At 61.7% G+C, this 20232-nt stretch carries 17 protein-coding genes; 13 read left to right on the top strand and 4 right to left on the bottom strand.

From position 1 onward, the window contains the following. Window positions 1–23 precede the first annotated feature (23 nt). From K0H48_RS02030 to K0H48_RS02015, 4 genes are all read left to right on the top strand, one after another. The gene (locus K0H48_RS02030; protein ID WP_219266207.1) at window positions 24–1112 is read left to right on the top strand and encodes a polyamine ABC transporter substrate-binding protein; all 1089 of its coding nucleotides are present in this window, start codon (window positions 24–26) and stop codon (window positions 1110–1112) included. Continuing rightward, window positions 1109–2401 (top strand): FAD-binding oxidoreductase, encoded by a 1293-nt coding sequence (locus tag K0H48_RS02025; protein ID WP_219266206.1) that lies wholly within the window; start codon window positions 1109–1111, stop codon window positions 2399–2401. The genes K0H48_RS02030 and K0H48_RS02025 overlap by 4 nt, the downstream gene beginning before the upstream one ends. A gap of 164 nt (window positions 2402–2565) precedes the next feature. After that, window positions 2566–3246, top strand: a complete 681-nt coding sequence (locus K0H48_RS02020; RefSeq protein ID WP_219266205.1) for a hypothetical protein — start codon at window positions 2566–2568, stop codon at window positions 3244–3246. Between the two features lie 10 nt (window positions 3247–3256). Then, window positions 3257–4141, top strand: coding sequence for an EamA family transporter (locus K0H48_RS02015; protein WP_219266204.1), 885 nt, complete (start codon window positions 3257–3259; stop codon window positions 4139–4141). A 279-nt stretch (window positions 4142–4420) separates the two neighbouring features. On the opposite strand, the gene K0H48_RS02010 is transcribed toward K0H48_RS02015, so the two are convergent. Then, on the bottom strand, window positions 4421–5311 hold the full coding sequence (locus K0H48_RS02010; protein WP_219266203.1) for a LysR substrate-binding domain-containing protein: 891 nt from the start codon (window positions 5309–5311) through the stop codon (window positions 4421–4423). A gap of 115 nt (window positions 5312–5426) precedes the next feature. On the opposite strand from K0H48_RS02010, the gene K0H48_RS02005 reads away from it, so the two are divergent. Genes K0H48_RS02005 through K0H48_RS01995 form a run of 3 tightly spaced genes read left to right on the top strand, consistent with a single transcriptional unit; the run spans window position 5427 to window position 7686 of the window. Continuing rightward, window positions 5427–6431 carry an aldo/keto reductase gene (locus K0H48_RS02005; RefSeq protein WP_219266202.1) on the top strand — a complete coding sequence of 335 codons (1005 nt, stop codon included), beginning with the start codon at window positions 5427–5429 and terminating at the stop codon, window positions 6429–6431. Between the two features lie 17 nt (window positions 6432–6448). After that, window positions 6449–7246: an SDR family NAD(P)-dependent oxidoreductase gene (locus K0H48_RS02000; RefSeq protein WP_219266201.1), complete on the top strand. Its 798-nt coding sequence runs from the start codon at window positions 6449–6451 to the stop codon at window positions 7244–7246. Between the two features lie 29 nt (window positions 7247–7275). Beyond that, window positions 7276–7686: an SRPBCC family protein gene (locus K0H48_RS01995; RefSeq protein WP_170040134.1), complete on the top strand. Its 411-nt coding sequence runs from the start codon at window positions 7276–7278 to the stop codon at window positions 7684–7686. A 126-nt stretch (window positions 7687–7812) separates the two neighbouring features. Here K0H48_RS01995 and K0H48_RS01990 read toward each other — a convergent pair whose 3' ends face one another. Then, on the bottom strand, window positions 7813–9207 hold the full coding sequence (locus K0H48_RS01990) for a HAMP domain-containing sensor histidine kinase (protein WP_058421805.1): 1395 nt from the start codon (window positions 9205–9207) through the stop codon (window positions 7813–7815). Beyond that, a complete protein-coding gene (locus tag K0H48_RS01985; RefSeq protein WP_003219726.1) occupies window positions 9185–9868 on the bottom strand; it encodes a response regulator transcription factor in 684 nt (227 codons plus the stop codon). The genes K0H48_RS01990 and K0H48_RS01985 overlap by 23 nt, the downstream gene beginning before the upstream one ends. A 411-nt stretch (window positions 9869–10279) precedes the next feature. Between K0H48_RS01985 and K0H48_RS01980 the strand changes: the two genes are divergently transcribed. Continuing rightward, entirely contained in the window at window positions 10280–11185 is a 906-nt protein-coding gene (locus K0H48_RS01980) for a hypothetical protein (RefSeq protein WP_219266200.1), read from the top strand. 154 nt (window positions 11186–11339) lie between these two features. Here K0H48_RS01980 and K0H48_RS01975 read toward each other — a convergent pair whose 3' ends face one another. Further along, the gene (locus K0H48_RS01975) at window positions 11340–12569 is read right to left on the bottom strand and encodes a multidrug effflux MFS transporter (protein WP_219266199.1); all 1230 of its coding nucleotides are present in this window, start codon (window positions 12567–12569) and stop codon (window positions 11340–11342) included. 94 nt (window positions 12570–12663) lie between these two features. On the opposite strand from K0H48_RS01975, the gene K0H48_RS01970 reads away from it, so the two are divergent. The 5 genes from K0H48_RS01970 to K0H48_RS01950 all read left to right on the top strand — a co-directional run bounded on the left by K0H48_RS01970 (window position 12664) and on the right by K0H48_RS01950 (window position 20114). Continuing rightward, entirely contained in the window at window positions 12664–14085 is a 1422-nt protein-coding gene (locus K0H48_RS01970; RefSeq protein ID WP_219266198.1) for a PLP-dependent aminotransferase family protein, read from the top strand. A 26-nt stretch (window positions 14086–14111) separates the two neighbouring features. Further along, window positions 14112–14450 carry a hypothetical protein gene (locus K0H48_RS01965; RefSeq protein ID WP_219266197.1) on the top strand — a complete coding sequence of 113 codons (339 nt, stop codon included), beginning with the start codon at window positions 14112–14114 and terminating at the stop codon, window positions 14448–14450. A 96-nt stretch (window positions 14451–14546) separates the two neighbouring features. Continuing rightward, entirely contained in the window at window positions 14547–15785 is a 1239-nt protein-coding gene (locus K0H48_RS01960) for a TolC family protein (RefSeq protein ID WP_219266196.1), read from the top strand. Further along, complete coding sequence (locus K0H48_RS01955; RefSeq protein ID WP_219266195.1) at window positions 15778–17007, top strand: efflux RND transporter periplasmic adaptor subunit; 1230 nt, start codon at window positions 15778–15780, stop codon at window positions 17005–17007. The genes K0H48_RS01960 and K0H48_RS01955 overlap by 8 nt, the downstream gene beginning before the upstream one ends. After that, window positions 17004–20114, top strand: coding sequence for an efflux RND transporter permease subunit (locus K0H48_RS01950; protein ID WP_219266194.1), 3111 nt, complete (start codon window positions 17004–17006; stop codon window positions 20112–20114). The genes K0H48_RS01955 and K0H48_RS01950 overlap by 4 nt, the downstream gene beginning before the upstream one ends. Window positions 20115–20232: the final 118 nt, after the last annotated feature.

Raw genomic sequence — 20232 nt, 5'->3', positions numbered from 1 at the left:
CAAACCAATAAAGGGGTGTCGATATGCGTCTTGTGAAAAAGCTTCTCCCGCTGGCTCTTGTCGCGGCGTTCAGCAGCACCGGCCAGGCCGCCCAGACGGTCAGCGTCTATAACTGGACCGACTATATCGGCGAGACCACTTTGGCCGATTTCCAGGCCAAGACCGGGATCAAGGTGATCTATGACGTGTTCGACTCCAACGAAACCCTGGAAGGCAAGTTACTCGCCGGGCGCACCGGCTATGACGTGGTGGTGCCGTCCAACCACTTCCTGGCGCGTCAGGTAAAAGCCGGCGCGTTCTTGAAACTCGACCGTGCGCAGCTGCCCAACTTCAAGAACCTCGACCCCAAACTGCTCAAGCTGCTGGAGAAAAACGACCCGGGCAACGCGCACTCGGTGCCGTACCTGTGGGGCACCAATGGCATCGGCTACAACGTCGACAAGGTCAAGCAGGTGCTGGGCATCGACCACATCGACTCATGGGCGGTGCTGTTTGAGCCTGAGAACATCAAGAAGCTGCACGAGTGCGGCGTCGCCTTCCTGGATTCAGCCGATGAGCTGTTCCCGGCGATCCTCAACTACATGGGCAAAGACCCGCGCAGCGAGAACCCCGAGGACTACAAACAGGCCGAAGCCAAGCTGCTGACCCTGCGCCCGTACATCACCTACTTCCATTCTTCCAAGTACATATCGGACCTGGCCAACGGCGATATCTGCGTGGCCTTCGGCTATTCAGGCGACGTGTTCCAGGCGGCCAACCGCGCCAAGGAAGCCAAGAACGGCGTGAATATCGCCTACTCGATTCCCAAGGAAGGCTCCAACCTGTGGTTCGACCTGCTGGCGATTCCTGCCGACGCCGGCAACCCGAAAGAGGCCCACGCCTTTATCAATTATTTGCTCGACCCAGAGGTGATCGCCAAGGTCAGTGCCTCGGTCGGTTATGCCAACGCCAACCCGGCGGCCAAGCCCTTTATGGCGCCGGAACTGGTGAATAATCCTGAGGTGTACCCGTCCCAGGAAGTGCTCGACAAACTGTATATTTCCACCACGCCGACCCCGGCGACCATGCGCCTGATGACCCGCGCCTGGAGCAAAGTGAAGACCAACAAATGATCCAGTCCAATGACCATGCCCGGTCCTACTACCGGGCTTCGGCCAACGCCATGCCGGAGCGCCCGCCACTGGGCGCCGACCTGAGCGCTGATGTGTGCGTGATCGGCGGCGGGTTCACCGGCGTCAACACCGCCATCGAACTGGCCCAGCGCGGGCTCTCGGTGATCCTGCTGGAAGCCCGGCGCATCGGTTGGGGCGCCAGTGGGCGCAATGGCGGGCAATTGATTCGTGGTATCGGCCATGACGTGTCGGGGTTTGCCAAGTATGTGGGTGAGGAGGGCGTGCGTTACCTGCAGCGCGCCGGGATCGACTCGGTGGCGCTGGTGGGCGAGCGTATCGCCCGGCACAGCATTGACTGCGATTTGCGTTGGGGCTTTTGCGAACTGGCCAACACCCCGGCGCAGTTTGCTGCATTCAAGGGCGAGCAGGCGGGCCTGGCGGCGCTGGGGTATGCCCCTGAAACCCGCCTGGTCGGCCCGCAAGACATGGCGCACGTGGTGGGCTCCAGCGTCTACGCTGGCGGCCTGGTGGACATGGGCTCCGGGCACTTGCACCCGCTGAACCTGGTGCTGGGCGAGGCACAGGTGGCCGAGTCGCTGGGGGTGAAGATTTTTGAACAAACCCCAGTGCTGGAGCTGGTGCACGGCGATACGGTGCAGGTGCGTTGCGCTGGCGGCACGGTGCGCGCGGCTAATCTGGTACTGGCCTGTAACGCGCATTTGGAAGAACTGGAACCGCGCTTGAGCGGCAAGGTGCTGCCGGCGGGCAGTTACATCATCGCCACCGAGCCGCTGTCGGCCGAATTGGCCCAGCAGTTGATCCCGCAAAACCTCGCCCTGTGCGACCAGAAAGTCGGGCTCGATTACTACCGGCTCTCGGCTGATCGGCGCCTGCTGTTCGGTGGCGCCTGCCATTACTCGGGGCGTGACCCTGCGGATATCGCCGCGTATATGCAGCCCAAGCTGCTCAAGGTGTTCCCGCAGTTGGCAGGCACCGCCATCGAATTCCAGTGGGGCGGCAAGATCGGCATCACCGCCAACCGCTTTCCCCAGGTCGGGCGCCTCAAGCAGTACCCGAATGTGTTCTATGCCCAAGGCTATTCCGGGCATGGCCTGAACGTGACCCACTGGTGCGCGCGCCTGCTCGCCGAAGGCATTCACGCCGGCGCCAGCCATGGCCTGGATATCTTCAGCCAAGTGCCGCACATGACCTTCCCCGGTGGTAAAGCCTTGCGCTCGCCGCTGCTGGCGTTGGGGATGTTGTGGTATCGGTTGCGGGAAATGCTCTGACTTGACCTCGCGTTTAACCTTTCGAGCGTGATGGGGAAGTGATGAAGTGCCTGTGTGCAGGCACTTTTTCTACTGTTTTGCTACTGACCGTACGGTTAGTTACCCGCCGCGCAATTCTTACGTAGATTCTGCCCCGCACAAAACACTGTCCAGGGAGGATGCCTATGTTTGACGTCAATCAACACCGACACGATTACTTCTACAACCTTGCCACGGTTATCGGCGGGATAATCCCCGATGACCTGTGCGATACGCTCGCGGCCCGTGTCAACAACATCATTGCGGTACAGGGCGTCGACTGGGTCAAGCACCAGGGCCTGGGCACCGATGCCGTTTCGGATCTGGGCGGGGTGTACAACCACCATATCTTCAAGGGCGACGACATCCGGCGATATGTACCGGAACTGACCGCGATCTACCACAGCCTGGTGCCGCTGATCAGCCTCATTACGCATACCGACACGGTGGTGTCGCCGTACCCGCTTTCCGATATCAATATCAAAGCCTATCCGGCCGGTGGTGGCACCCTTGGTCTGCATTACGACACCAATGGCATCACCGTGCTGCTGTTTCTCACCACTAACCAGGAAGCGCCGCTGTGCATGCAGGTCGAGCGCCACCATCCCAGCCAGGAAAAGCCCTGGATCGAGCACCGCAGGATTTTTGCCACCAAGGGTTCGTTGTTGATCATGCAGGGCCGCAAGACCCTGCATCACAGCGAGCCGACGGTGACCGAGCAAAAGCTTTCGGTGGTGTACAACTACTACGAGCGGCACGACACCTACCGCCACGAAGACTTCGACAACTTCGTTTACTTCGGCAAGCAGCCGAAGACCTTGGCTTAAGGGGCGCGGAATGCCATTGAGCAAGCGCGACCTGGTGGCCGGGTTGGTTGTCACGATCATCTGGGGCGCCAACTTTTCGGTGATCGGCCTGGGGCTGCAATCACTCGACCCCTTTATGCTAACGCTGTTGCGGTTCACGTTTTGCGCGCTGCCGTTGGTGCTCTTTATCCCCAAGCCACGGGGCGTTTCCTACGCCACGTTGGCGGCCTATGGCGTGCTGTTTGGTGCGGGGCTTTGGGGGGTGGTGAATGTGGCGATGCAGCATGGGTTGTCGGCGGGGATGTCTTCGGTGTTCCTGCAGTTCAGTGCGTTTTTCACCATCATCATGAGCCGGTTGTTTTTGCAGGAACCGATCAGTCGTGTGCACGGGGCGGGGATGCTGTTTTGCGTGGTGGGGTTGTTGATGATCCTGCAGGTGTCGGAACAGGTTTCGACCACCTTGGGTATTTTACTGGTGTTGGTGGCGGCGTTGTCGTGGTCGTTGTGCAACTTGATCGTCAAGGTTAACCGTCCTGAGGACATGGTTGCCTTTATCGTCTGGTCGAGCCTGTTTTCGATTCCGATCCTGTTGGTGATGACGTTGTATTTTGAGGGCGTCGAGCCGTTTTGCGATCTGCTGGGGGATTTGACCTGGGGGGCTGGGTTTTCGATTGTGTTCCAGTGTTATATCACCACCATCGTTGGTTACCGGGTCTGGAACAACCTGATGAAAAAATACCCGGCCTCGGTGGTGGCGCCGTTGTCGCTGATGGTGCCGGTGTCGGGGTTGCTCACCTCCTGGTGGTTCTTTGGTGAACAGCTGACTCCGGGGCAGGGGGTTGCGATTGGGTTGGTGTTTGTGGGGATTGCGATTTTCGTTAATTCGGCGGGGATTATGGCTAGGTTGGGGCGGTAGTTGGGTATGGGTGTATATCCGTTATTTAGCGATTTTCAGATCAAAAGCAGATCAAGATCAAAAGCAGAGCACGGCGGCCTGAAAGCCGACCTGAGTGGTTGAATCAAGAGCCAGATCAAGTGCCAAGCCAAAGCCTCTCTACCTGATGCAACGCGGTCTAAATGTGGGAGCGGGTTTGCTCGCGAATGCGGTGGGTCAGTCAACTCATCTGTCACTGATACACCGCATCTAAGCGGCCGTTACCCAAATAACGGATATACACACCAACACCAACACCCATCACCGCGGCTCAGTCAGCACCTTCCTGAACGTTTCCACCAACGGCCGCAAATTAACCCGATGCCACGCCGCCCACAGCGGTGTGGTGTAGGTCAGCCATGGCAGTTCACGCAACACCACCCCAGGCGGCGCATTGCGGCTCAGCCCCTTTTGCACCATCGCCACGCCCAGCCCCGAGGCGACGAGGCCGAGGGCCGTAAACGGCTCACTGGCTTCCATAGGGATCTGTGGCGTGAAGCCTGCGCGAATGCACGCAGCCACGAAGTCATCGGCCGGGTTGGCGCCAAACTTGCGTTGCACGCCGATCCACTCCTGATCCGCCAGATGCTCGGGTAACAACTCGCTTTGGCGCGCCAGTGCATGGTGCTCCGGCAGTGCCAGCAGCATGGGGTCGTCCAGCACCTGCAGCGCCGTCAGATCCGGGTCATCGCTGGCCGGTGGCTCGCCAACCAGGGCAATATCGAGGCTGCGTTGCCGCAAGCCTTCGAGCTGTTCCAGCGACGGCAAGTTGTACAGTTTGATATGCACGGTGGGCCGCTCATCGCGCAATACGCGCAACGCATTGGGTAGCACGCCCGCATGCATGGCGTTCTCGATGTAGCCGATGCACAAGCCGCCTTCTTCGCCGCGACCCAGGCGCTTGCCCAGGGATTCCAGGCGATTGGCGTGGGTCAACAGCGCCTTGGTTTCCGCCAGGAATGTCTGGCCATCACGGGTCAGGCGGATGCGTTGCTGGCTGCGCTCGAACAGGGTCAGGCCCAGGCGCTCCTCCAGTTGGGCGATCTGTCGGCTCAGCGGCGACTGCGAAATATGCAGGCGCTCGGCGGCACGGCCGACGTGTTCTTCTTCCGCGACCACTTCGAAGTAGCGCAGTTGGCGTAGATCAATCATGTGTAAGACCTTGCAGGACTCAAGTTGGTCGCAGTATGTCTTGGACGGTCTGATCTTCGCAATCTAGGATCTGCTCAACGGTCACAGCGACCCACCACCCAATTAAGGATCCATCATGAGCCTAAAAGACAAATTGCCCGGCCAGCTGGGCTTTGGTACCGCCCCGCTGGGGAACATGTTCCGCGCGATTCCCGAAGACGAAGCCCAGGCTACGGTCGAGGCGGCCTGGAACCAAGGCGTGCGTTACTTCGACACCGCTCCCTTCTACGGCTCGGGCCTTTCGGAAATCCGCCTGGGCCAGGCCCTGTCGCAGTACAACCGCGATGACTTCGTGCTGAGCACCAAAATCGGCCGGGTGATTCTCGATGAAGTCGAAGAAAGCGCCCGCGACCTCGGCGAAAAAAGCGGCGTGTTCGAACACGGCCGCCCCAATAAGATGCTCAACGACTACAGCGCCGACGCCACCTTGCGCTCCATCGAAGACAGCCTCGAACGCCTGCAAACCGACCGGCTGGACATCGTATGGATTCACGACATCGCCCAGGACTTCTACGGCGACCAATGGCTCGACTACTTCAACCAGGCGCGCACCGGCGCCTTCAAAGTACTGACCCGCCTGCGTGAAGAAGGCGTGATCAAGGCCTGGGGCCTGGGCGTGAATCGCGTTGAACCCTGTGAGTTGACCCTGGACCTCAACGAAGCCCAGCCTGACGGCTTCCTGCTGGCCGGCCGCTACACGCTGCTGGACCACGAACGCGCCTTGCAGCGTTTGATGGACGCAGCCTTGGCGCAGAACGTCGAGATTGTCGTCGGCGGGCCTTACAGCTCCGGCATTCTGGCCGGTGGCGCGCACTTCGAATATCAAAAAGCGAGCCCTGCGATCATCAACAAGGTCGAGCAGATCAAGGCGATTGCCCAGTCGTTCGGCGTCAGCGTAAAAGCCGCTGCCCTGCAATTTTCGCTGGCTCACCCGGCCGTGGCGGCGGTGATTCCAGGTGCCAGTCGTCCGGGGCGGATTGCCGAAGACGTTGCGGCGTTGTCAGAGAAGATCCCGGCAGCCTTCTGGCAGGCGCTGCGCGATGCCCGATTGATTTCGGCCCGTGCGCCTCTGCCGCTCTAACTTCAGGAGTACCACCGATGAACATTGATATAAGCGGCAAAGTAGCCATCGTCAGCGGCAGCACCGCCGGTATTGGCCTCGGTATCAGCCAGGCGCTGGCAGCCTGCGGCGCCACTGTGGTGGTGATCGGGCGCGAATCGGGCAAGGTCGACGAGGCGCTGGCGAGCATTCGCCAGGCGGTGCCAGGTGCCGATCTGCGCGGGCTGGTGGCCGACCTCGGCACCGCCGAAGGCGCCCAGACACTGTTCGACGCCGAACCGCGTGCCGATATTCTGGTCAACAACCTCGGCATCTTCAACGATGTGGATTTCTTCGACGCACCCGACAGCGAGTGGACGCGCTTCTACGAGGTCAACGTGATCTCCGGCGTGCGCCTGGCACGGCATTACACACCCGGCATGGTCGAGCAGGGCTGGGGGCGGGTGATCTTCCTGTCGTCGGAGTCCGGCGTGGCCACACCGGCCGACATGATCAACTACGGCGTGACCAAAAGCGCCAACCTGGCGGTTTCCCATGGCCTGGCCAAGCGCCTGGCCGGCACCGGCGTGACGGTTAACGCAGTGCTGCCGGGGCCGACTTTTACCGACGGCCTGGAGCAGATGCTCAAGGACGCCACGCAAAAGTCCGGGCGCAGTGCGCGGGACGAGGCCGATGTGTTTGTACGTAACGCACGGCCAACCTCGATCATTCAGCGCGCGGCGAATGTGGATGAAGTGGCGAACCTGGTGGCGTACATTGCTTCACCGCTGTCCTCTGCAACCACAGGCGCTGCGTTACGGGTCGACGGTGGCGTTGTCGACAGCATGGCGATCTGAAGTCTTATTTTTTTCCTGGAGTATTTATTGTGGCAACAGCTTCTTCTGTGATTGAAATCCCGGTTTCGGCCGATCAAGTCTGGCAATTGGTCGGTGGCTTCAACGCGCTGCCGGATTGGCTGCCGTTTATCGTCAAGAGCGAGCCGAGTGAAGGCGGGCGCGTGCGCCACCTGCAAACCGCGGATGGCGGTGTGGTGGTCGAGCGGTTGCAGCGTTTTGATAACGTGGCGCGCAGCTACAGCTACACCATCGAGCAATCGCCGTTTCCGGTGAGTGCCTACCTGGCGACCTTGCAGGTTGAGGCGCTGACCGACAGCTCGGCGAAGGTGACCTGGTCGGGCGTGTTCACCCCGGCAGCCGGGACCACGGATGCGGCGGTGGAAGAGTTGTTCACCGGTGTGTACAGCGGCGGCCTCGAGGCGCTGCGCGCCAACTTCTAACAGGCAAAGCCGTTGATCGTTCCCACGCTCTGCGTGGGAATGCCTCTTGTGACGCTCCGCGTCACGCCGTGGGACGCGGAGCGTCCTGGGCTGCATTCCCACGCGGAGCGTGGGAACGATCAGCGATCAGGCTTCAGGCATCAACTGCTGCCGACACTCCAGCACCAACCGCGCACCGCCACTCTGGCTGCTGCCAACCTCCAACTTGAACCCGTGCAAGTTGATGATCGCCGCCACAATCGACAGGCCCAAACCGAAGCCGCCTTGCTGGTCGCTTTCATCCACACGATAAAAACGCTGGAACACCGCATCACGCTCCGCCGCCGGAATGCCCGGCCCGGAGTCGTGCACTTCGATACGCGTGCTGCCGCCGTCATTCACACCACGCAAGATCACCTCGCCACCGGCGGGCGAGAACTTGATCGAGTTGCTCAGCAGGTTGGCCAAGGCTTCGAATAACAGTGCACGGTCGCCGGTGATCCACGGCAGCGCTTCTGGCACTTCGAGGCGCAGCTGCAGTTCGCCTTCTTCGGCCAATGGCAGATAAAAGTCATGCAGTTCGCGCAGCAGCGGCAGCGGGTCCATCACCAGGAAACCCGAACGGCGCTGGTGGTCTTCCAGCTCCGAGATGCGCAACAGCCCGCGAAAGCGTGCCATCAGCGTATCGGTCTCGGCGATGGCATCGTCGAGTTTCACCGCGTACACCGAGTTCTCCTCGGCTTCCTGCTTGATGCGGTACAGCTGCGCGCGCAAGCGTGTCAGCGGGGTACGCAGGTCGTGGGCGATGTTGTCGCACACGCCCTTGACCTCGTTCATCAGCTTCTCAATGCGGTCGAGCATCGCGTTGACGATGGCCGCGAGCATGTCCAGCTCATCACGCCGATTCGACAGCGGCAAACGGTGGGTCAGGTCACCGGCAACAATGGCCTCGGCACTCGCCTGGATCCCGCGAATACGGCGCAACGGGCGGCGGCGCAACAAATGCCAACCGGCCGCGCCCGGAATAATCGTCAGCGACAGCGCCCACAGCAGTGCATGCCAGATGATCCGGGTAACGCCGAACAGCGAACCGTTGGCCCGCACCAGCACCAGCCAGCGCCCGTCTTCGGTGTGGGTGGCGACGGCGTCGCAGCTGTCTTTAGGCAGTTTGGGGTCGTCGGACTCGACGCAATTGGCCAGCGCGTGGATCTTGCCGTCCAGCGGCAGGTCCGGCGGCACGGCGCGGATCGGCCCGCTCAAGGGGCGAAATTGCTCATCGAACAGGCCGTAGGCGTCCACGCCCTTCATGTCGAAGGTCATGCTGGTGGTCAGGGCTTCCACCAGTTCTTCGCCGTCGAAACGCTGAAACAAGTGCTGGCGCTGCATCAGCGAGTGGCGGGACAGGTCGCCCAGGTAACCCGACACTTCGAAATACAGCACCCCCATGAGGATGCAACTCCAGGCCACGAACAGCGAACTGTAGAGCGCCAGCAAGCGGCTGCTGGAGGAGCGCCAGCCCTTAGAGGGGTTCAGCAATGACATAACCGGAACCTCGTACCGTGCGGATCAGCGGCGTGAGGCCCGGTGGGTCGATTTTCTTGCGCAGGCGACCGATGTGCACATCGATCAGGTTGGTGCCCGGGTCGAAGTGATAACCCCAGACTTCCTCGAAGATCATCATCCGCGACAGGATCTGCCCGGTGTTGCGCATCAGGAACTCAAGCAGTTTGTATTCGGTGGGCAACAGGCTCAGCGGCTGCTCGGCGCGGCTGGCTTCGCGGCTGATCAGGTTCAGTTCCAGATCGGCCACGCGCAGGGCGGTTTCGAACTCCTTGACTGTGCTTTTGCGCCGCAGCAGCACTTCGACACGGGCGGCCATTTCGTCGGAGGCGAACGGCTTGGTCAAGTAGTCATCGCCCCCGGCCCGCAGGCCGCGCACGCGTTCGTCGACATCGGAGAGGGCGCTGATCATCAAGATCGGCGTCGACACCCCAATGGTGCGCAGGGTCGTGACGATGGCCAGGCCATCCAGCTCCGGCAGCATGCGGTCGAGGGTGATCAGATCGTAATCACCACTCACAGCACGGACCAGGCCTTCGCGGCCGTTGTCCACCCAATCCACATCCAGTCCATGGCTACTCAGCTCTGCGACGATCTCGCGGGCCGTTACGGCGTCATCCTCGATGGTCAAAATACGGGTCATAGGATTACCTGGTGAGCGATTCACACTAGAAGTGAGGTCATTTTGCCAAGAAGTAGCTGAATGTTTCCTAAATTAAACTTCATCTTGGCAAAACCACCACAAATTTCCTGCTTGGACACCTTCATTGTGGGAGCTGGCTTGCCTGCGATAGCGGTCTTCCAGTTTGATATTTTGTGTCGGATACACCGCTATCGCAGGCAAGCCAGCTCCCACAGTGAGCGGGTTTGCCATGAGATTGCATAAAGCACGCCCGCCATTGTTGTTTCTTGCAAGTTGCACGGTCTTAAGAAGTTCAAATTACTTAACTTGTTGAAATAAAAGGATTTTAATTTTTATCCCGACTGGCACGCTGCCTGCACTGTCCCTTTTGAGACTTGTAACACTATTTTTCCTGCCGGGAGCAAAACAACAATGATCACATCGTCATCCACGCTGCAAGAGTCAAGCGCGCGCTCTGGGGTTTCCTGGGGCGCAATCTTTGCCGGGGCCGCTGCGGCGGCTGCACTGTCGCTTATCCTGGTGCTGTTGGGCTTCGGCCTGGGCTTTTCGGCGGTGTCGCCGTGGGCCGACAGCGGCATGAGCGCCAAGGGGCTGGGTATTTCCACGATTATCTGGCTGGCATTCACCCAAATCGTCGCTTCGGGCCTGGGCGGTTACATTGCCGGCCGGTTGCGTGTGAAGTGGGCGAATATGCATGGCGATGAAGTGTACTTTCGCGACACTGCCCATGGCTTCCTCGCTTGGGCCGTCGCCACTTTGGTCACCGCAGTACTGGTGGTCGGTTCGGTCAGCAGCGTGGTCAGCGGCGGCGTGAAAGCCGGTGCCAGTGTTGCCGCAGGTGCCGCCAGCGGCATCAGCCAGGCCGCCGGTAGCGCAGCCAAAGGCGCCAACAGCGGCGACTTCGACTACTACGTCGACAGCCTCTTCCGCGATGACCGCCCAGCAGCCGTCAGCGATGACGCAGTACACGGCGTGGTTGCACGTATCCTCACCCGCACCCTGAGCAACGACGGCCAACTGGCACCGGAAGACCGTACCTACCTGGCCCAGTTGATCAGCCAGCGCACCAACCTTAGCCAGGCCGATGCCGAAGCGCGTATCGACAAGGTCTACGGCGAAGCACGCAAAGCCATTGACGATGCCAAGCTCAAAGCCAAGCAAGCGGCCGACACTGCCGCCAAAGTCGCTGCCTACGCCTCGCTGTGGACCTTTGTGAGCCTGTTGATCGGCGCGTTCTTTGCCAGCTTCGCGGCAACCTTCGGCGGTCGTCGTCGGGATGCTGTGGTGTACGTCGAAACCGAAAACTACGTTCGTTAATTCAAGGAGAACATCATGCGCTCATTACTACTGTGGTTCCTCGGCGTGCCGATTCCGGTCATCATCCTGATCGCGATCTTTATGCACTAAACCTGAGCCAGGCTCGGTCCCCCTGTGGGAGCGGGCTTGCTCGCGAAGGCGGTCTGTCAGCTATTCATGAGTTGACTGATACACCGCTTTCGCGAGCAAGCCCGCTCCCACATTTGGTTTGGTGTAATGTCAGCCAACTGAGTGCCAGCAATGCGCTCGCCGCTGCGGTCATGATTAACAAAGGCTGCGAGGTGCCATCCGACAACAACCCCGTCACCCAGCTGCTCACAGCCGTCAAAATCATCTGGATAAAAAAGAACAACCCCGACGCCGTCCCCGCAATCGCGCCATAGGGCTGCAGCACCGACAGCTGGCAGGCCGGAATTACCACCCCCACCGACACCATGATCACCACCATCGGCAGCACAATCGCCAGCCATTCTCCCGGCAGCGTGAGGGTTGCAATCGCCAGCAAAACGCTGCCCAGCACATTCAGGCCGATCCCTGCGTTGATCAAGCGGTCGGGTTCGAAACGCACCACCAGGCGTCGAAACAGGTTCGCCCCGAGCATGTAGCCGCTGATCGTCGCAGCGAATACCAACGCGTATTCCGTGGCCGTCAGTTGGTAGCCGCGCTGCAACAGCGAAGACGACTCGCTGATAAACGGGAAATACGTGCTGTACACACAACCGATGGCCAGGGCGTACCGCAGGAAGTAGCGATCGCGCAGCAGTTGGCCGTACACGCGCAGCAGGTTGCTCGGTGGCGCAGCGGCCACTTGCGGCGGGCGGGTTTCCGGCAGGCGGCGGTAAACCACCAGGCACAGCCCGGCGCCGATCACGGCCAGCAGCACAAACAAGCCACGCCAATTGATCAAGGGCAGCATCAGGCTGCCAAGCACTGGCGCGGCCATCGGTGAGATCGCCATGGCCATGGAGATCAGGCCCAGCAGGCGCGCCTGTTCGTGGCGGTCGAAGTAATCGCGCACGATCACCCGGCCGATCACCGTGGTACAGCAACCGCCGAGGGCCTGGAACAGCCGGGCGATCACCAGCACGCCGAGGCTGTCGGCCTGGGCGCAGGTCACGGTTGCCACCACGTAGAGCAGCAGCCCGGCCTGCAAGACCGGGCGCCGGCCGAAACGGTCGGTCAACGGGCCGCTGACCAGCAGGGAAATTGCCGAACCCAGGGTGTACAGCGTGAGGGTCAGCTGCAGTTGGCTGTCGCTGCTGTGGAAGTAGTCGGCCATGGCGGGCAAGGCCGGCAGGTGCAGGTCGAGCGTGAGGCGGGGCAGGGCGATCAGCACGGTCAGCAGGACCAGCCAGAACCCGGTGGAGAGGGCGCGTTGAGTCATGGGAAGCTTCTTCGCTAACGAGTAGAGCCTGAACTCTAACGACTTTGTGGTTTAATCCTTTGAGCCACTTATGGCTTAAAACACTGGACCACTTATGCGCCGAGGAAAAACCGCCGCCACCCTGGACCTGCCACGCCCGGACACGCTGGGCGCCGGCAAGCAACAGGGCGCCTATGACGCGTTGCGCGCCGCCATCCTCAATCGGCAGTTGCCGGCGGGCAGCCGCTTGCCGTCGACCCGTAGCCTGGCCGAGCGCTGGCTGGTGTCGCGTGGCACCCTGGAAGCGGCGTTCGAGCGCTTGCACAGCGAGGGTTACGTAGAACGTGTGGCGGGCTCCGGCACGCGGGTGAGTGCGGTGATCCCCGAGCAATTTATCGCGGCCCCGGCGCCAAGCAGCAACCCACGCCGCCTGGCCGTGCCTGATCAGCCCGATGCAGGCGTACAAAGCCACGTGCCTTTTGTGGCCCGGCGCCCGGACGCCAGCCTGTTCGACTTGAAAGCCTGGGCGCGTTGTATTTCCCGTGGCTTGCTGTCGGCGCGGCCGGGTGCCCTGGAGGCCGTGCACCCGGCCGGGTTGCCGGCGTTGCGCGAGCAAATCGCTGACTACCTGCGCAGTTATCGCGGCATGCGCTGCGAGGCGGATGAAGTGATTGTGACCACGGGCATTCGTCACGCCCTTGACCTGATCGCGCGCACCTTGCTCAAACCCGGCGACACGGCGTGCGTCGAAGACCCAGGTTACAAGCCCGCGCGGCGCCTGTTCAGCCTGGCTGGCGCGTGGGTTCAATCGATCCCGGTCACGGCCGACGGTCTCGACACCGACCAGCTCCCAGGCACGGCGCGGCTGGCTTACGTGTCGCCTGCGCACCAGGCGCCCTTGGGCATGACCTTGTCGGTCTCGCGCCGCTTGGCATTGCTGGACTGGGCCGCCCGCGCTGACGCCTGGGTGGTCGAAGACGATTACGACAGTGAATACAACTACAACAGCGCGCCACTGGCGGCGCTTAAAGCCCTGGACTCGGGCGACCGGGTGATCTACTGCGGCAGCTTCAACAAGAACCTGTTTCCCGGCTTGCGCGTGGGTTTCATGGTGGTGCCCAGGACGCTGCGGCCCGCGTTATTGCGCACCTCACAATTGACCGGGCATTCGGTGGGCGCCACGGATCAGTTGGGCTTGGTCGAATTCCTGGGCAGTGGGGCGTTCGTGCGGCATTTGCGCGCTTCACGCCAAGCCTATCAGGCGCGCCGCGATGCGTTGCTCGCCTGCCTGCCGGAGGGCTGCAGGGTCAGCGGCCAGCAGGCCGGGTTGCATTTTGTGCTGTGGTTGCCGACGGGCGTCGGCGAGGCGGATTTTTGTAGCCGCGCGGCCGCCGTCGGCCTGACCTTGCAGCCGTTGGGCAAGTTCTGTGAAGAGGCCAGCCTGGAGCCTGCGGTGATCATCGGCTACACCGCGCTGACCCTGGCGCAGATTCGCTTTCACGGGCGAGTTCTCACGAAATTGTTAATGGCGGCTTAACCGCCCCTTGGCTAGACTCGCGCCCCATGAGCCGCCTTCTGCGTTTAATCCTGGTCATGCTGTTAAGCCTCACGCTTCCCCTGACCGGGATGGCGGGAGTGCCGTCGAGCACCGAGCCGTGCCCGATGAAGATGGCAGACATGCAGGTGATGAGCGACATGAGCCCGGACTGCTGCCAGGACGGCGGTGACCACGGCAAAGTCTGCAAGCCGGGCCAGGAATGCAAGACCGGCGGCCTGTTGCAACTGTCCCTGGCGGTGCTCAAGGCGCCGCTGACACGCGCTCATCCTTTGGCCATCGGCCACACCTCTGATTTTATCCCTGACCGCACGCCCTCCGGCGTCTGGCGCCCGCCGCGTAGCTGATTCCTGTTGCATCTGAACATCCATCCCCACTGCGGGATGGCCTTGCTGTGGGCCGCATAACGCGGCGCGCAGTGGCACAGATCAGGAATCTTCACGATGAATTCCCTCTATGTGCGCGCCCTGGTGGTGGGCGTGCTGGTGTGGCCGGCGCTCGCCTCGGCGCTGACCCTGGATGAGGCCCTGCGCCTGGCGCAGAACAACGCGCCGTCGCTGGTGGCTGAATCCGCCAAGCTGCAAGCCGCGACACAAGCGGCGATTCCGGCCGGCGAATTGCCCGACCCGAAACTGTTGGTGGGCCTGCAGAATTTCCCTATCGGTGGGCCGAATCGCGGCACGTTGTACGGCGATGACATGACGCAACAAATGATCGGCCTGCAGCAACAGGTGCCCAGCCGCGACAAGCGCAAAGCCCGGGTCGAGTTGGCCGACGCAACCATAGAACGTACCGCCGCCGAGGGGCGCATCGAGCGCCTTAACGTGCGCCAAGCCACCGCCCAGGCGTGGATCCGTGCTTACGCGGTGGAGCGCAAAGAGGCCTTGTTCAAAGACTTCTACCAACAGAACCGCCTGCTGCAAGACAGTGTGCGCGCGCAGTTGGCCGGTGGGCGCGGCCAGGCTTCCGATGCGGTAATTCCCAAACAGGAAGCCGCCGAATTGGCGGGGCGTGAGGACGAGCTGACCCAACAGCGTGCCCAGGCCCGCGCCGCCCTCAAGCGCTGGATCGGCCCTGCTGCCAATCAAGCCCCCAGCGGCCAGTTACCCAACTGGAGCATCGACAGCCACGGCTACAGCCACAACCTGCATCAACACCCTGCACTGCAAGCCTTCGTGCCGCGTACCCGCGAGGCGCAGGCGCGCGTGCAGGAAGCCAAGGCGCAAAAGACCTCGGACTGGAGCTGGGAAGTCGACTACGGGCACCGCAGCCGGGAGTACGGCGACATGGTCACCCTGCAATTGAGTTTCGACCTGCCGATCTTTCCCGGGCGCCGACAAAACCCAGGCATCGCGGCCAAGCAGGCCGAGCTGGACCAACTCGACGCCGAGCGCGAAGCCGCCACCCGCGAACACACGCAGATGCTCGACGACGACCTGGCGGTTTACCAACGCCTGGACCGCGCCGTGCAGCGCAGCCAGGACAGCCTGGTGCCGTTGGCCGAAGAAAAAGTCACCCTCAGCCTGGCCGGTTATCGCGCCGGCAAGGGCGATTTGCTCACGGTGGTCAGCGCTCGCCGTGAGCTGGTCGAGGCCCGTTTCAAACAAATTGATGCCATCGAGCAGCGCGCCCTGATCGGCGCCCAGCTGTATTTTGCCTACGGAGAACCCAGCCATGAATAATCCAATCGTCGCGGCACTGGTGCTGCTGGGTCTGGGCGCGGGTTATGGGTTGGCGCAATTTCACCCGGTGGCGTCTGTTGCAGCCAAGGACGACAAACCGGCGCTGTACTGGTACGACCCCATGTACCCGCAGCAGAAGTTCGACAAACCCGGCAAATCGCCGTTTATGGACATGCAACTGGTGCCGCGGTATGCCGAAGGCACGGCGGTTACGGATACGCCTGCGGTGCAGATTGACCCACGGCAAACCCAGAACCTCGGCGTGCGCCTGGCGAGCGTCAGCCGGGGTGTGCTGACGTCGACCCTGGAGCTGTCGGGCATCCTCGCGTTCAACGACCGTGATGTGGCCGTGGTACAGGCGCGGGCTGCCGGGTTCGTCGAGCGCGTCTATGCGCGGGCACCGGGTGATGTGCTCAAGGCCGGCGCGCCGTTGGCGGACCTGTTGATTCCCGATTGGGCGGCGGCCCAGGAAGAATTCCTGAGCCTGCGCCACAGCGGCGACAGTGGCTTGATCGCGGCAGCCCGGCAACGCCTGCGCCTGAGCGGCATGCCGGCCGGGCTGATCGAGCAGATGGAACGCAGCGGCCGTGTACAGTCGGTGTTGACCGTCACCAGCCCGTTAAGCGGCGCCTTGCAAACCCTGGACGTGCGCGAAGGCATGACGCTGGCGGCAGGGCAAACCCTGGCGCGTATCAATGGCCTGGATTCGGTGTGGCTGCAGGTTGCCGTGCCCGAAGCCCAAGGTGCGGCCCTGGCCGTGGGGCAAACGGTGCAGAGCCGTTTTGTCGGTTTACCGGGCAAAACCGTCGACGGCACCATTAGCGCTATCTTGCCGGCCACCGCCATGGACAGTCGTACCGTGCAGGTCCGCGTTGAACTGCCCAATCCCGACGGCTACCTGCGCCCCGGCATGACCGCCCAGGTGCGCCTGGCGCAAACCAGCGGGCAAGCGGTGTTGCAAGTGCCCAGCGAAGCCTTGATCCGCACCGGCAAGCGCGTGCTGGTAATGCTGGCCGAGGAGGGCGGACGCTATCGCCCGGTAGAGGTTGAAGTCGGCGCAGAAAATCAGGACCAAACGGTGATCCTCGGCGGCTTGCAGGAAGGCCAGCAGGTGGTCGCCTCCGGCCAATTCCTGCTCGATTCTGAAGCAAGTTTGAGAGGCATAACCGCACCCACGTCCGACATGTCGGGCATGAGCATGCAACCAGGAGCCCAGCCATGATCGCCTTGCTGATTCGCTGGTCGGTGGCCAATCGGTTTCTGGTGCTGCTCGCGACCTTGTTCATCACTGCGTGGGGTGTGTGGGCGGTACAAAATACGCCGGTGGATGCCTTGCCGGACCTCTCGGATGTGCAGGTGATCATCCGTACGCCTTACCCGGGCCAGGCGCCGCAGATTGTCGAAAACCAGGTCACTTACCCGATGACCACCACCATGCTGTCGGTACCGGGCGCCAAGACCGTGCGCGGCTTTTCGTTCTTCGGCGACAGCTACGTGTACGTGCTGTTCGACGAAGGCACCGACCTCTACTGGGCGCGTTCGCGGGTGCTGGAATACCTCAGCCAATTGCAGGCGCGGCTGCCGGCATCGGCCAAGCCGTCGCTGGGGCCGGACGCCACCGGGGTGGGCTGGATCTACCAGTATGCTTTGGTGGACCGCAGCGGCCAGCACGACCTGGCGCAATTGCGCGCGCTGCAGGACTGGTTTCTCAAGTTCGAGCTCAAGACCCTGCCGAATGTGGCCGAAGTGGCGACCATCGGCGGCCAGGTCAAGCAGTACCAGGTGCAGCTCGACCCGCTGGCCATGGCGAGTCGCGGCGTTACCCAGGCGCAAGTTAAAGAGGCGATCGACAAGGCCAACCAGGAAACCGGCGGTTCGGTGCTGAACCTGGGCGAGTCCGAATACGTGGTGCGCGCCTCCGGCTACCTGAAAAGCCTGGCGGATTTTCGCGCGATTCCCCTGCGGCTCGGCACTAACAACGTGCCGGTGAGCCTCGGCGATGTGGCAAACATTCAACTGGGCCCGGACCTGCGTCGCGGCATCAGTGAACTGGACGGCGAGGGCGAAGCCGTCGGCGGCGTGGTGATACTGCGCAGCGGCAAAAATGCGCGCGAGGCCATCGCGGCGGTCAAGACCAAGCTTGAGCAACTTAAAAGCAGCCTGCCTCCCGGAGTGGAAATCGTCACCACCTACGATCGCAGCAAGTTAATCGACCGCGCCGTGGATAACCTCAGCCATAAGCTGTTGGAGGAGTTTTTGGTGGTGGCGCTGGTGTGCGGGATTTTCCTCTGGCACCTGCGCTCATCTCTGGTGGCGATTATTTCACTGCCGGTCGGCGTATTGATCGCCTTTATCGTCATGCGCTTTCAGGGCATCAACGCCAACATCATGTCGCTCGGTGGTATCGCGATTGCCATCGGCGCAATGGTGGATGCGGCGGTGGTGATGATCGAAAACGCCCACAAGAAAATCGAGGCCTGGCACCACACCAATCCTGGCCGGGCATTGAAAGGTGACGAGCACTGGAAAGTCATGACCGACGCGGCGGTGGAAGTCGGGCCTGCGCTGTTTTTCTGCCTGTTGATCATCACGTTGTCGTTTATTCCGGTGTTCACCTTGCAAGCCCAGGAAGGCCGCCTGTTCGGCCCGCTGGCCTACACCAAGACCTATGCCATGGCGGCAGCGGCCGGGTTGTCGGTGACTTTGGTCCCGGTGTTGATGGGCTACTGGATTCGCGGGCGCATCCCCGATGAGCAGCGCAACCCACTCAATCGTGGCTTGATCAAACTCTACCAACCGGCCCTCGACGCGGTGCTGCGCTGGCCGCGCCTGACCTTGTTGGTGGCGCTGCTGATGGTGGCGAGCGCGCTGTGGCCGGTGGCGAAACTCGGTGGTGAGTTCCTGCCGCCGCTGGACGAGGGCGACTTGCTCTACATGCCGTCGGCGCTGCCGGGGCTGTCGACGCAAACCGCCGGTGAGTTGCTGCAACGCACCGACCGGCTGATCAAGACCGTACCGGAAGTGGCCCATGTGTTCGGCAAGGCCGGTCGCGCCGAAACCGCCACCGACCCGGCGCCGCTGGAGATGTTTGAAACCACGATTGAGTTCAAGCCCAGGGACCAATGGCGCCCCGGCATGACCCCGGAAAAACTGGTGAAGGAGCTGGACCGTGTGGTGCAGGTGCCGGGCCTGACCAATATCTGGATTCCGCCGATCCGCAACCGCATCGACATGCTCGCCACCGGCGTCAAAAGCCCGATTGGCGTGAAGGTCGCGGGCACCAGCCTGATGCAGATCGACGCGGTGACCCAGGCTGTGGAGAAAGTCGCCAAGACCGTGCCCGGTGTGAGTTCGGCACTGGCCGAGCGGTTGACCGGCGGGCGCTATATCGACGTGGATATCGACCGTGCGGCCGCCGCGCAATATGGGCTGAATATCGCCGATGTGCAGTCGATTGTGGCGGGCGCGATTGGCGGTGAAACCATTGGCGAAACGGTCGAAGGCCTGGCGCGTTTTCCTATCAGCCTGCGTTACGCCAAGGAGTGGCGCGACTCGGTGCAGGCGCTGGGCAATCTGCCGATCTACACGCCGCAGGGCAGCCAGATCACCCTCGGCACGGTGGCCCGGCTGAAGATCAGTGACGGCCCGCCGATGCTCAAAAGCGAAAACGCACGGCCGTCCGGCTGGGTGTATATCGACGTGCGTGACCGCGACCTGGCTTCGGTGGTGAAGGACTTGCGTGCGGCGATTGAGCAGCAGGTGCATTTGCAGCCGGGCATTAGCCTGAGTTATTCGGGGCAGTTCGAGTTTCTGGAGCGGGCTAATGAACGCTTGAAGCTGGTGGTGCCGGCCACGCTTATGATCATCTTTGTGCTGTTGTACCTGACCTTTCGCCGTGTGGATGAGGCGCTGTTGATTTTGGGCACCTTACCGTTCGCACTGACTGGCGGTGTGTGGTTGCTCTACTGGCTGGGCTTTAATTTGTCGGTGGCTACGGGCGTGGGGTTTATTGCGCTGGCGGGGGTGTCGGCTGAGTTTGGGGTGATCATGTTGTTGTATTTGAAAAACGCTTGGGCTGAGCGTAAGGATGGTGATTTGCTGGCGGCCATTACTGAGGGGGCGGTGTTGCGGGTGAGGCCCAAGGCGATGACCGTGGCCGTTATTATCGCGGGGTTGCTGCCGATTTTGTTGGGTGGTGGGACGGGTAGCGAAGTGATGAGCCGCATTGCTGCGCCGATGATTGGGGGGATGTTGACGGCGCCGTTGCTGTCGCTGTTTGTGATTCCGGCGGCTTACCAGTTGATGCGTCGCTCTAGAGCTAAGTGCTGAATGGGGTGTGAGGTGGTTTGGTGTACATATCCATTGTTTTTGTGATGGCTACTTAGGGTTCCGCCCTGACGGCGGGTCACTTTTTGAAGGACCAAAAAGGTAACCAAAAAGTCCTCGC

Origin of the sequence: Pseudomonas sp. Xaverov 259 (assembly GCF_019352915.1) — a bacterium.
Lineage (GTDB): Bacteria > Pseudomonadota > Gammaproteobacteria > Pseudomonadales > Pseudomonadaceae > Aquipseudomonas.
The sequence above is the reverse complement of the archived record's forward strand: the minus strand, read 5'-3'. Positions and strand labels throughout refer to the sequence as shown.